Source organism: Mucilaginibacter sp. P4_A11, from assembly GCF_056402535.1.
The window spans coordinates 117,126-131,028 of record NZ_JBFUHE010000020.1 but is presented as its reverse complement, the minus strand read 5'-3'; the positions used below and the strand labels follow the sequence as shown (position 1 = coordinate 131,028).

At 45.2% G+C, this 13,903-nt stretch carries 10 protein-coding genes; 8 read left to right on the top strand and 2 right to left on the bottom strand.

What is annotated here, in order from left to right; all coding sequences use genetic code 11:
* Positions 1–220 precede the first annotated feature (220 nt).
* The 6 genes from AC1DUD_RS27990 to AC1DUD_RS27965 all read left to right on the top strand — a co-directional run bounded on the left by AC1DUD_RS27990 (position 221) and on the right by AC1DUD_RS27965 (position 2,706).
* Complete coding sequence (locus AC1DUD_RS27990) at positions 221–418, top strand: DUF4385 family protein (RefSeq protein ID WP_477380703.1); 198 nt, start codon at positions 221–223, stop codon at positions 416–418.
* Between the two features lie 13 nt (positions 419–431).
* Positions 432–941 (top strand): peptide-methionine (S)-S-oxide reductase, encoded by a 510-nt coding sequence (locus AC1DUD_RS27985; RefSeq protein ID WP_477380697.1) that lies wholly within the window; start codon positions 432–434, stop codon positions 939–941.
* Positions 942–964: 23 nt separating this feature from the next.
* Positions 965–1,453, top strand: coding sequence for a hypothetical protein (locus tag AC1DUD_RS27980; protein ID WP_477380695.1), 489 nt, complete (start codon positions 965–967; stop codon positions 1,451–1,453).
* Positions 1,454–1,598: 145 nt separating this feature from the next.
* On the top strand, positions 1,599–2,279 hold the full coding sequence (locus AC1DUD_RS27975) for an AraC family transcriptional regulator (protein WP_477380693.1): 681 nt from the start codon (positions 1,599–1,601) through the stop codon (positions 2,277–2,279).
* Complete coding sequence (locus AC1DUD_RS27970; protein WP_477380701.1) at positions 2,207–2,476, top strand: helix-turn-helix domain-containing protein; 270 nt, start codon at positions 2,207–2,209, stop codon at positions 2,474–2,476. The genes AC1DUD_RS27975 and AC1DUD_RS27970 overlap by 73 nt, the downstream gene beginning before the upstream one ends.
* An 86-nt stretch (positions 2,477–2,562) precedes the next feature.
* Positions 2,563–2,706, top strand: coding sequence for an SDR family oxidoreductase (locus AC1DUD_RS27965; RefSeq protein ID WP_477380691.1), 144 nt, complete (start codon positions 2,563–2,565; stop codon positions 2,704–2,706).
* 335 nt (positions 2,707–3,041) lie between these two features.
* Here the strand turns inward: AC1DUD_RS27965 and AC1DUD_RS27960 are convergent, their stop codons facing one another.
* Entirely contained in the window at positions 3,042–6,476 is a 3,435-nt protein-coding gene (locus AC1DUD_RS27960; protein WP_477380689.1) for an ABC transporter permease, read from the bottom strand.
* A gap of 457 nt (positions 6,477–6,933) precedes the next feature.
* Positions 6,934–8,130 carry a GAF domain-containing sensor histidine kinase gene (locus AC1DUD_RS27955; protein ID WP_477380687.1) on the bottom strand — a complete coding sequence of 399 codons (1,197 nt, stop codon included), beginning with the start codon at positions 8,128–8,130 and terminating at the stop codon, positions 6,934–6,936.
* A gap of 864 nt (positions 8,131–8,994) precedes the next feature.
* On the opposite strand from AC1DUD_RS27955, the gene AC1DUD_RS27950 reads away from it, so the two are divergent.
* Positions 8,995–12,138 carry a SusC/RagA family TonB-linked outer membrane protein gene (locus tag AC1DUD_RS27950; RefSeq protein ID WP_477380685.1) on the top strand — a complete coding sequence of 1,048 codons (3,144 nt, stop codon included), beginning with the start codon at positions 8,995–8,997 and terminating at the stop codon, positions 12,136–12,138.
* Between the two features lie 23 nt (positions 12,139–12,161).
* Positions 12,162–13,781 (top strand): SusD/RagB family nutrient-binding outer membrane lipoprotein, encoded by a 1,620-nt coding sequence (locus AC1DUD_RS27945; RefSeq protein ID WP_477380683.1) that lies wholly within the window; start codon positions 12,162–12,164, stop codon positions 13,779–13,781.
* The last annotated feature ends 122 nt before the right edge of the window (positions 13,782–13,903 follow it).

Here is a 13,903-nt window from a genome sequence, read left to right as displayed (position 1 = left end):
GATCTGTCGTAATCTATTCATCTTGATCGGTTTATTGGACATGTATTCGCTGGTTTTGTTTATCTAAAAAGCTAAACAAAAACCTTGTCCACAGAAACCTATCAATACATTACTTTAATCTCTTTTGAGGGGTCACTTTCGTCTGGCGAAGAGGGGTCACTTTGCTTTGGCGAACGTGGTCACTTTCAACTGGCAAAGGGGACCTTTTTGATCTGGCCGGATAGGGTCATTTTGGTGTGTTTTATCCAGAGTTGATTACCGGAAGCATCCGGAACTATACCGTGTGGGCAAAGGAGAGCAAGGTGTTTTGATTTGTGAACCCTACAAAAGTGAAATCGGGAAGCATTGGCGTTTTCGCACAAAGGGAATAGCGGAAGAAAGCAGCAAACTTATTTTTAGTTGCATCCTGTTAAAATGAATAAATTTGCCTTATGCAAAAAATCGGGTTTGGCGGATCTTGTCATTGGTGCACCGAAGCGATATTCAGGTCGCTCAAGGGAGTGAATGCTGTCGAACAAGGTTGGATATCCTCCGATGGGGACAATACCGCACTTTCCGAGGCCGTCATTGTAAACTTCAACCTATCTCGAATCAGTTTGCAAACTTTGATCGCCGTTCACCTGCATACTCATAGCTGCACCTCGGAACATGACAAGCGAAGCAAATACAGATCTGCCATCTATACTTTCGATGAAATTCAGCGACAACAATCAGAAGGAATTTTGACGTATATGCAAAGGGAGTTCGCTGAACCCATTATTACTAAAGTATTGCCTTTCGGAGCTTTCCAATTAAACCAGGAGAACTACCTTGATTACTACTACAAAGATCCGACAAAACCTTTCTGTCAAAATATTGTCAGTCCCAAGCTGAAAATCCTGATGGAAAAGTTTAGCAATTATATCGAGCCCGAGCGGACCACTCACTTGTTCTCCCGCTGACAAAATCGTTATCTTAGCGAGTGATGACTGACATTGAACGATTTAACCTCTATTGGCTTTGCCTCGCCATGACTGCGCCGGTGGCGGCGATTGAACGATATTATTATGATTCCGCTACTAAGAAATTCTTCGTTGAAAAAGCGGGTATTTTGTCAGATATGCTGGATCTGCAATTGGTTCCGGCGCAAACTGAAGACCTCGAGAAAAGATTGAGGGATCTCGACACCGAAGCTTCGCAAATCGTCGAAATACCGAGGTTGAATGTACAGGATAAGGTTTCCGTACAACTGCTTTTTTTATCTAAATTCCCAGGTATTATTCATGAAGAGGCACTAAGGCTGGAGGCTGAGCAACAACCAGACGCCCGGGGCTTTGTGTTGGATAAACTTGAAGCAATGGATTCTGCCCTCTCGCCAATGGCAGCCTATTGGGAAGACTTTAAGCTAAAAACCGTCCAATACTACCTGGAAAAGTTTACTGGCATCATCGGCATAACCTCAAGGATGTTTTAATTCAGGGTAAGAGCGCCATTACTTCTTTGACCAAGCGAATATCAATATTCTGATAAAAACTTACACAAATTCATAAACGTTTTCCCTCCGAATTCGTTTGTAAAATCCAAACACCTTAATAGTTTGATTTTATTACTTTTGAATAATGGGCGCAGCAATTATGAACGAAATACCCGGACTGGATCTGGGCGATCTGAAACTTCATGGTTTTAAAGTGCACCAGTTGCCTGACACGGTAAATATACCTGTTTCTGCGGGCCGGCGTGACTTTTACAAGATGGGTCTGGTAGACGGCGACATGACCGTCCGTTATGGTGACCGTGTCGTTGAACTGAATCAGCCGGTGCTCTTTTTTGTAAACCCCAGAATACCACATGCCGTATTACGCAGGTCGAAGAGAACGACGGGCTATGCCTGCCTTTTTACCGAAAATTTTATTTCAGGACGTGATCGTACGGATGTCCTGAAAAACTCCCCATTGTTTCAGGCGGGTGATTCGCCGGTGATCCCTTTAAATGATGAACAGGTCATTTTCATCAGCGGTGTATTTCAAAAAATGCTGGATGTACATGAGGGTGATTACTATTATAAGGCAGAACTGATTCGGAACTGTATTGTACTCATACTGCATGAAGCTTTGCGAATACAACCTTCCCAAAACGCACCGCAGTTCAAAAATGCTGCAGCCAGGTTAACCCATCAGTTTACAGATCTGCTGGAAAGGCAGTTTCCGATAGAACGTGCCGGTGAGGTATTGAGTCTAAGGAATGCCCGGGATTATGCTATGCGTTTATCGGTACATGTAATTATCTTAACCGGTCTGTAAAGGAAGTAACCGGAAAACCGACCACCGTTCATATCGCTGACCGTATAATAGCTGAAGCCAAAGCACTATTGCAGCACACTGACTGGAGCGTGGCGGAGATTGCCTACGCGCTGGGTTTCGAATATCCTACCTACTTTAACAATTACTTTAAACGTATTACCGGCATAACCCCGAAAATTGTCCGGGATAAAGTTTGAAAATCATACTTTTCGGTTTGATTCTCTTTACATTCAAGCTGCTGTAACCACTGACCTTTGTATCGTAAAATTTAATAGATCATACGATGAAAATTTTAGTTACAGGGGCCACAGGAAAAGTGGGCAGCCGGTTGGTGCCACGCCTGTTAGCCAAAGGTTATAAAGTCCGGATTTTAGTAAGGGATGCCACAAAGGCCGAAGATCTGGCAGCGCTATGGTGCGACCTTTAAGGCTTAATCAATGTATCACTTGTAGGTTTTAGGTGCTGAACAGTGTTTGCTTCTGGAAAAATATTAGTCAACATATAATTTATGTTTTCTACATTTTCGTTTATATCTAATAAAGCAACAACGAAACCGATCATTGCATTAATCCGGTGATAACAAGAATATTTTTTTTCGACAAATCTCATAATTCCTTTTTTGATATATTCGCCATTGAGACCTGTTTTTCCTTTTGTTTATCAGATTGTATACCAAAATAATGCGTCCCGTATCTCAGCCGGAACGCAGCTATTCAACTCATCCCAAACCCCAACTCAAGGATTCAAGTTCTTTTAGCAACATTATTCCGACCGGAGGCTTTTCACCGGGCTGGTCAATGCGGCTTTGATGCTGTGGTAACTAACGGTGAGCAAAGTGATCAGTAACGCCCCTGCTCCGGTCAGTACAAAAACCCACCAGGACAACCCGGTACGATAAGTATAATGCTCCAGCCACAGGTGCATGGAATACCAGGCGATGGGGACGGCGATGAGGAGGGCGATTCCTACCAATAGGACAAACTCTTTTGATAAAGAGCCCCAGATGCTCATTACCGATGCGCCCAGTACCTTGCGGATACCGATCTCTTTGATCCGCTGCTCGGCTACAAATGATGCCACACCGAATAATCCAAGACAGGAAATGAAAATGGCTATCACAGCGAAGACAGAGGCCAGCTTCCCCGTACGCTCTTCCGCTAAGAATTTTTGCGCATATTCACTATCCACGAATTTGTAAGTAAAAGGCGCTTCAGGCGCAAATTTTTTAAAGACCGCTTCGATCCTGCCTAAAGCACCGGCAACGGGCATGCCTGCCCGGAGTTTTAAATTGATCACGTTAAATGATCTTTCCCTGTCATCCATTAAAAATACAACAGGAGTCACCGGGTCAAAAGGAGAATTCATGACCATATCTTTCACCACACCCAGCACTTTCCAGTCTTTACCGTGCCATTTGATAATTTCGCCTACCGGTTCTTTAAGGCCCATTTGCCTGATGGCCGCTTCATTAAATATAAAGCCCGAGGAATCACTCCGGAACTGCCTGGAGAAATCCCGGCCTACCTTCATCTTCCAGCCTACAACACCGCCGAAATCCGGATCGATCAGCACCGTGCCGAATACCTCCTGGCGGTTGGGATCTTTTCCCCGCCAGCTCAGGTTATCCGCGCTCGACCAGACCCCGGTCGTCGGATTGCCCGATGGGGATACGCCGGACACCGCGCCTGTGTTCAACAGTTCCTGACGGAAAGCGCCATACTCCCTGATTGCATTATAAGGAATCGATACCAGGTGGTCCCGGTCATAACCTACCGGCCTGTCTTTTGCGAATTCAATTTGTTTGAAAACTACGATGGTACCGATGATAATGGTAACCGACACAGCGAATTGAACGACCACCAATATCTTGCGGGGCAGGGCAGCTGCAGGTCCCGCTTTAAAAGTGCCCTTTAATACTTTTACTGCATTAAATGAAGATAAGTAAAGCGCCGGGTAACTGCCTGCAATAAGCCCCGTGAAAAGGCAGAAACAAAAGCAGATCAGCCAGACCAGTGGGTTAGTCCAGATCAGGTACAGCTCCTTACCCGAAATATCATTAAATAAGGGCAGGCTGAGCCATGCGAGCAGGATGGCGAACAGAAACGACACGGCAACAATCAAAAAGGATTCGCTTAGGAACTGCGCCACTAATTGACCGCGCAGGGAGCCAATGGCTTTGCGTATACCGACCTCTTTTGCCCGCTTTTCGCTCCTGGCCGTGCTCAGGTTCATGAAATTAATGCAGGCCAGGAGTGAAACGAAAAAGCCGATGATGCCGAAAAGCCATACGAACTGCAGACGACCTGCGACAGCAACGCCGTCCTTAAACTCATAGAGATGCCAAGCCTGCATGGGAAATAAAAGCAAGGCGGGTCTGGTAGCATCTTTTTCCCTGCGTTCAGACAGGATGTTACGTATTTTTTTGATTACCTGCGGCAGCCTGCTTCCCTCATTCAGTAAGGCAAAAATCTGGAAAGAGCTGTTATTCCAGTTACCCATGTCTTCGGCATTTTTAAACAGCAGGCGGATAGGCGCTATAAATTCAACATTGCCAAACTGCGTGTTTTGGGGCAGGTCCCGGTACACCCCGGCAACTTGTACCAGGTAAGCATCGCTGATCTTGATCATTTTATTGATGGGATCGACATCTCCAAACAGAGCCCGTGCGAATGATTCATTGATCAGTATGGTGCCCGGTTGCCTGAAAACTGCTTTCGATCCTTTCAACATATGCAACGTCATGATATCGGTCATGGCAGGCTCTGCAAAACAGCCTGTCCGGGAAAAGGCGTGGTTATGATAATTGATGTTTTGCTCGTAGGTCACTGCGGCGGCAACAGCTTTAAAGTCGCTGCCATACTGCCCCCGCAGCTCTGCTGAAAGCGGATATGGCTGCGAGGCCTGCGTCGCTATGCCGCCGCCGACATGCTTATTGGCCAGCACCTGCACGATGCGGTCATAATTCGCGTTGAATTTGTTGAACGACACTTCGTCCCAGATCCATAAACCGATCAGCATGGCCACGGCCATCCCTACGGCAAGGCCGCTGATATTGATGAAGGAAGAAACTTTGTTCCTGATCGTATTTCGCCAGGCTATTTTCAAATAATTTTTAAACATATGATTGCGGTTTACCTGTCCCGAAATTACCGCTGCAGGCCGGGAACCATATGTCAAATTATAAGATGACAGTTGTTTTTTATACACCGCAGGGGTTTTTCCGGTCACCTGCCTGAATGCCCGGTGAAAGGTGCTGGGCGAGTTAAAACCCGAATCGAAGGCAATGCCCTCCAGGGTAAACTCATCAAAAGCCGGATCCTGCATTTTTTGGATAACTTCGGCCACCCGGAGTTCATTGATAAAATCGTTAAAGCTCTTTTTCAATCCCTGATTGATCAGCCGGGAAAGTTCATGCGTGGTCAGCAGCAACTTTTGGGCAAGACTGTTCAGTGTCAGTTCCGGGTTCCGGTGATAGTGACCGCTTTGTACCGACCTTTTTAACCAGGCCGACTCACGCTTCAGTTCCGACCGGCGCCGGGTAACTGGTACGACCGTAGCTACCGGCCCGGTCACCGGTTTAATGATTGACAGTCCTGCCATGCGGATCAGCATTACCGCCGGCAACAGGTAGCAAGGCGCATAAGTTAAGTTTGACCGGTAAAAAAACAGGTTGATCATGCCGTAACATAACGATAACAGCACAGCCATTCCTAACAGGCCCAACGAGATCTGAACGTTTTTCAGGCGGTTACGATAGCGGTCACCTTCCTGAAATTGCTGGGCATTATAAAACCAAATGATGGCTCGGCTCGACAGGTATAAATAAATGCCGGCAGAACAAATGGTAAAACCCGGGCCCAAGTTCCGGCCGGCAAGTTGCAAGGACATTTCCGCCAGCGCAGGAACGAAATGCAGAAAATCCTGGTAGCGGGTCTGCTGATCCGGCTGAGTTAGCTGACGCACATAAAAGTACAGCAGCGGCCCGATTGCCAGTGAAAGTTTGAGCGGCCATGGCTGTCCGCCCATGACCCGGATCAGCCAAAAGCTTACAACAAGAAGTGCCAACCCCAGAAACCTGTTGGCTTTCGTTTCGGGCCCCTTAATCAACCATAATAACGCTGTAAAAGCCAGCCCGATAAATACCAGGCCGACCAGCAGCATGTAGTCGAAATTCAAATGCAACTGGTTTCCGTTCATTCCTTTTCTCGCGTCAAGGCCTATTCCAAACTAATAAGAGACTGATCAATAGTATTTTAAAGCAAATGAATTCAGGTCAAATGTAACGAAACCGAACAATAGGTGTCCGGCGTCGACATAGGAGTGACCAGGCCAAACAGAGTGTTGTCTTTAAACTTGCAGGGTAATATTTTATAAACGGCAGTTGGCAGTTATTCTGGTATTTAATTTTTTAAATTTAATTAAGCTGGTTTATCGACCGCTGACTGAAAGCAAGCTATAATTTTCAGTTGAACAAGATCGATGACGCTCTCGTAGAAATGGTAAAACCAATTCACTCGGAAAGATGTTAAACGGAATTTATTATCGTTAACAGGTTGACCATTCATTAAATGCGCTTCTCTTAACCTTACCTTGAATTTACCTGCGTTAAATATTTTGCCCGCACACATTGAAAATGCACCTTTATTTAAAGGTATCAGGCTAAACTACCATTTACCGGCAGGGTAAACCAAAATATACTACCTTTTCCGGGCTCACTCTCCGCCCCTATCTCGCCACCATGTTGCTTGACGATCTCAGCGCAGATATAAAGGCCAAGACCGAGACCGGTCTGTAAGGCACCGTTCTTTGTACGGAAGTAGCGTTTAAATATATGTGGCAGCTGGTCCGGCCGGATACCGGGGCCCTTGTCTTTTACGCTGATCCGGACAACATGCTCCATATGCTCCGCGCGGACCTGAATGGTACCCGTATCCGGCGCATACTTCACGGCGTTTTCCACGAGGTTTACCAGTACCTGTTCTATCTTTTTTTCGTCGGCATATACTTCGGTGGACAGGTCGCCTTCCATGAGCAGTTCTGGTTTGCCCGGTACCCGGAGGAAGTCGAAGCAGTCCTTCAGGAGCGCTCCCAGATGGAATACGGTCTTTTCGAGGCTGTATTTCCGGGCGGCAAGGCGGCTTGCGTCAAAAAGGTCGTTGACCAGGTAGGCGAGCTTGTTAACGCTCCTGTTCGCCTGTTCGATCATGGTGTGCTGTAAAGGGGGCGTTTCATTACCCTGGTGGGTGTGCAAGACCTGTACCGCAGCTTTCAGGGCGGTAACGGGCGTACGCAGCTCATGGCTCGCGATGGCGATAAACTCGTCCCTTTCCTGCAGCAGCGAAAGGTTGTGCTGCCGGAGTTCCGTTTGTTCCATCGCCACATCGGCAAGCTTTTTTAAAAGCCTTTGTTCTTTTTCGCTCAGGCTGCGCGGTTCGGTATCGATCAGGCATAGGTTACCAATGATGTAGCCGTCGGGTGTTACGATCGGCGCGCCTGCGTAAAACCGGATCTTCAGGAGATCCTTTACATAGGGGTGGTCGGCAAATAGTTCGTGTTGGAGGGTATCCTCCACCAGCAGCAATTCCGGGTCAAGAATAGCGACAGAACAAAAGCCGACACCCCGGCTCACATACTGAAGACCGTTCAAACCGACTTCCGCTTTAATGAATTCAGTATCGGCATTCAAAAAAGAAATGTGGCTGATCGGGCAGTCAAACAAATCGCAGGCCAGTTCACAAATGCTGTCGAAAGCTTTCTCTTTTTGTGAATGGAGGATCTGGTAACGATCCAGCGCGGCGACGCGTTCGGCGTCATTATCAGGTATCAGGTTTATCCCGTAAACATTATCCATAAAGCAATAAATTTCCCGAAAGCTAATTTATCTTATTTAAGCGAAAAACGCTTTATCGTCCTTCAATTAACATGATAATTTGCTGTTAAAATAAAAACCACTATAAGTCGCCGCCAGGACTTTTACCTAAACCTTATCAGTTTGGGGCTTGGCAAGCCTCAAATATGCAATATTGCCATTTTAACCAATGTTAAGGTGTTCATTATCCCGCCACTCATCGTTACTTTTTAATAATTGGCCGATAAAATTCTGCCTGTCATCTACTTTGTCTTGTCTGCCGCATTATATTTAGCTAATTCGCAAAACGACGCATGAGTATCAAAAATTTATTGACAAAATAAGCTTGGTGGTGCTTTATTTTCTGGCGGGATGCCCCGACGGACCCGACAAAAACAATACAAACCTGCTTGGTGCAGCCAATAGATCTAATGTTATTCTATAATTTTTATATTTTTTCAAGAAAAGAGCTCAGAAAGCTTTAAACATGCTAAAAACAAGGCAATATTTTAATCTATATTAATAATGATGATTTAATTTAATAGATATCATGAAATAAAATCATCATTATCAATTAAAACATTTAAAAAAATGTTAAAAAGATTTAAATTGATATAAAAAAGTTTAAATCATTGAAAATTTATCAAATCTAATTGATATAATTGCCTATAGTCATAAGATAATCACCCATCTCACGGATTATTTTCAATAGTTAAGTTTCCGCTCCTGGACCTTCTTATCAATTCATAAACCGCGATAAAATATTGCGCAGATAATATTATTAACTAAAATTATTACATACGAAACAGACATCGAAAGCAAACTACTTATTGAGCATATTATTTAACCCCTCTTAAACCCTTCTATATGATAAAGAAGTTATCTATGATGTATTTGCTTATTTGCATGGGCACGAGCGCTTTTGCAAATAAAATCCCTCGTTTACCAGAGGAAACTGAATATCACAATCATAACGGCCGGTTTAACGGCCTAAAGCCGGCAGGGCCCGTAACCGGCACCGTAAAGGACAGCACCGGGCAGGCTTTGGTTGGCGTAAATGTTGCCATTAAAGGCACACAAACCGGCACGCAGACCAATATTGACGGAAAATTTAATTTAACTGCCAATGCCGGAGATGTCCTTGTATTTTCCTACATCGGTTACACTACAAAAGAAGTCACTGTTGGTACTACGGCTTCGATAAACGTTGTACTTAGCTCGGCTGCCAGAGGCCTCAATGAGGTTGTAGTTACGGCGCTCGGTATCAAAAGGTCGGAGAAATCACTGACCTATGCAACGCAATCGGTAGGCGGCCCCGAATTAACTACGGTCAAGAGCGATAACCTCATGAATGCGGTAAATGGCAAAGTGGCCGGTGTTACGATTACGCCAAGCGCATCAGGCGTTGGCGGTTCTGCTAAGGTATTGCTCCGTGGCAACAGGTCGGCCACCGGTGATAACCAGCCGCTTTACGTAATTGACGGTGTGCCGATGAGCAACAGCTCAAATGCAAACGGACAGCCAAACAGTACGTATGGTGGCACACCAGACGGCGGGGACGGTATATCCAATTTAAACCCCGAAGATATTGAAAGCCTTACCGTGCTTAAAGGCGCTTCGGCTGCAGCTTTATACGGTAGCCAGGCTGCTAACGGTGTTATCGTGATCACTACCAAAAAAGGCAAGGCGGGTAAAACAACCATCAACTTCTCTTCATCAGCTTCTATCAGCAAAAATGCCTATGAACCGGAGTTTCAAAATAACTACGGTGCTACTACAGCTGGTTCAACCACCAGTTTCGGTCCTAAATTAGCTACACCTGCTCAAAATTATCTTCCTGATTTTTTTCAAACAGGCAATAACTTTACAAATTCCTTAAGCTTATCAGGCGGCAATGAAGTGGCTCAAACCTATTTCTCTTACGCCAATACCGATGCAAGGGGTGTTGAACCTGGTAATAAGCTTACCAGGAACAATATCAACCTGCATGAAACCGCAAAATTTCTGGACAATAAGCTAACAGTTGACGCTAATGCCAACTATATTACGCAACAGATTAACAATAGCCCAACTATTGGTTTTTATACCAACCCTTTAACAGGCTTATACCTGTTTCCGCGCGGACAGGACATTCTGCCTTACAAAGCCAGCTATGAAGGGGCAGATGGCGCTAATGGAGTACCTACGCAAAACTGGCCGTTCCAGGAAGATCTTCAGCAAAATCCGTGGTGGATCATCAACCGGAATACCAACACCTCAAAGCGTAACCGTATTATTATGAATGGTAGCGTTAAGTACGATATTACCAGCTGGTTATACATACAGGCCCGCGGAACGGTTGACCGTACCGATGACGGTTATGATCAGCGTTATTATGCCGGTACACTGGCACCATTGGCCGCAGGTAACAATAACGGTAGTTATTCGGGCTCACAACAGGTGTACAATCATAAATATGGCGACGTGATTGTTAACTTTACCCTGCCCGGCAAATCAGATTTTAAATTAGACGGGTTGGTTGGTACAAGCATAACCGATAATTTCACATCAGGTATTAACTGGGGATCAGGAAGTGGTGGTTATGGATTGATTACGCCTAACTTGTTCACAATCCAGAACATCCAGGTTTCCAATGGTTCACAAGGCGTAAATTCAGGCAGTAACGTAAATACCCTGGCCAATAATCACAACCAAATCCAGGCCTTGTTTGCAAATGCCAACCTGTCCTACAAAAATTGGGCTTATTTAACGCTCACTGCCCGTAACGACTGGTCATCAAACCTGGCCTATACGCCAACAGATCATTACTTTTATCCATCGGCCGGTTTATCATTTATTGTGAGTAAGATGGTTAAACTGCCCGAGGCCATAAGCTACGCTAAAGTACGCGGATCTTATGCCCAGGTTGGTAATACGGTTCAGCAATACGCCTCTAATCCGGTTAATAACGCGGCCGATCCTAACAATCCACCCAGCTCAAACGGGGTAACGTTAGCCAACAGACCCCCTTACGCTACATTGAAACCGGAAAAAACCAAAGCCCTGGAGTTAGGAGCCGATCTGAGGTTTCTGAATGATAAATTAAATTTCAGCTTTACTTATTATAAATCAAACACCTACAATCAATCTATCCCAATCACGCCTCCGGCCCCTTCCGGTTATGGCGCGGGCTACGTAAACGCGGGTAACATCCAAAACCAGGGTATTGAATTTAACCTGGGCTACAAGCTGATGAGCGGCCCTGATTTTAGCTGGAATACTGCTGTCAACGGCTCTAAGAACACCAACAAGATCATTGATCTTGATTCCAAGGATGGCATCAATATTTATGAGCTGAGCAATACCAACAGTTATCGTTCTTATTTAGCTAAAGGTGGATCCTTCGGTGATATTTACGGCCAGACATTACAAACTGATGCGCAGGGCAGGATCCTGATTACAGCTCAGGGATTGCCTTTATTAAGTGCCGATTTCAGTAAGATCGCTAATCCCGCACCGAAATTTCAATTAGGCTGGAATAACAGTTTTGACTACAAAAACTTCTCTGTAAACTTTTTAGTCGACGGTAAATTTGGCGGCCAGGTCGTTTCTGTAATGCAATCAATACTTGATGCCTATGGCGTATCAAAAGTGAGCGGTGATGCCAGGGATGCCGGCGGCGTAAAGATCAACGGTGTAGATCCTAATGGCAATGCAGTATCAACTATTGATGCACAAAAATGGTATACATCCATAGGCGGGCGTAATGCAGCATTGGGCCAGTATGTTTATAGCGCAACAGTAGTCAGGTTACGTGAGGCGGCTATCGGTTACACTTATCCACTACCTAAAACATCTGCTATAAAATCAATCCGTTTATCATTAACCGGCCGCAACCTTATTTATTTTTATAAAAAGGCCCCTTATGATCCGGAGGTTACATCTTCAACAGCGAACGGACTCGGCGGAGTTGATGTATTTAACCAGCCTGCTACCCGTAGTTATGGTTTGAACTTAAATGTTACTTTTTAATTGTACACCCTTAATTGAAAGCAATGAAGACAAATTTTAAGATATATATATCTATCCGCCGCAGCTATTACCTTGTTGCGCTCGGCTTGTTAATCACATTGGGGTTAAACAGTTGTACCAAAAACTTTGAAAAATTCAATACCGATCAAACAGGCATTCCCGACAAGGACCTTAAGGTGCCTACGTTGTTCATCCCGCTTGAGCAACAGATATTTCAGAATTACCAGGTAGCCCAAAACCTCAACGCGGATGCCTATGCAGGTTATGCCTGTCCGCCTCAAACTTTTGGCAGATCGCTTTATAACATGAACTATGTATTTGTGGACGGATGGAATGCCACAGCATTCAACCAGATCTACACTAATATTATAGGCCCCATTAAAAATAAAATAGCCCCTTTAGGCATCCAAACCTCATTGCCCGATTTTTGGGCTATCGCCTTGTTGCTGCAGGTTGAAGCCATTGACAGGGTAACTGATAAGTTTGGGCCTGTACCTTATAGTAAGGTAGGTACATCACTGGTAACTATACCATATGATACGCAACAGAGCATTTATCAGCAAATGTTTTTGCAATTGGATACGGCTGCAAATAACCTGCAGACATATATCGCTGCAAATCCAGGCAAGAAGCCCTTCGCAAATTCTGATGTAATTTTCGCCGGCGATTATACCAAATGGCTCAAGTTTGCCAATTCGCTCAGGTTACGGCTGGCTATGCACATTGTAAAAGTTGACGCTGCAACTGCAAAAACTCAGGCCGAAAAAGCGCTCAGCGCAGCGGGAGGCTTGCTTTCAGATGTTTCTGATGACGCTGCCATAGCTGGCAGCGGTCAAAACGATTACTATGTTATAACAGCAAGTTATACGGATAATTCCATGAATGCGTCCATCCAATCGTACATGGTAGGCTATAAAGATCCGCGGATATCCAAATATTTTACGCCGATCAACACTAGCTTCGCACAGCCGGGTGCTTCACATGCAGGCGAATATATTGGTATACGCATCGGGTCGGATGTTGGTGCAAAACCGGCATATTCGGGCTATTCGGTATATAATTATACCAACACCTTTACCGCTACCGCGCCACAACTTATCATGACCGCGGCCGAAGTTTGGTTTTTAAAGGCAGAGGCTGCGCTACGCGGTTGGGCAGGAGCAGGTGTTGCGCAAACAGACTACGAAACAGGGATACAAACATCTATGACGCAGTACGGCGTATCTGCAGGGGCCGCAGCTTACATTGCCGACGCGAGCAGCGCACCAATACCTTACACCGATCCGCAAAATGCGGTTAACAATTCGCCTGCTTTATCAAACATTACCATTAAATGGGACGACGCGGCAACCAACGAAGTGAAACTGGAACGGATAATCACCCAAAAATGGCTGGCCATGTTCCCTGAAGGACAAGAAGCATGGACAGAGTTTCGCCGTACAGGCTATCCGAAACTTTTTCCTGTGGTCAACAATAACAGTAACGGTACTATTGACACAAAAATACAGGTCCGTCGTCTGGCCTACCCCTTAAGTGAATATACAACCAACGCGGCGGCTGTAAAAGCCGGTGTAGGATTGTTAGGCGGGGCAGATAATGGCGGTACCCGCTTGTGGTGGGACGTTGATAAAGGCAATTTTTAAGTAGTTATCAATCGTAATTTAATAATTTGTCATCATCACTAATTTAACCTAAAAATGTGTGTGGTCAACTGATCGCACACATTTCTTTATCCATTTAGGTTGTCCGGGGCAATGTTTTCACT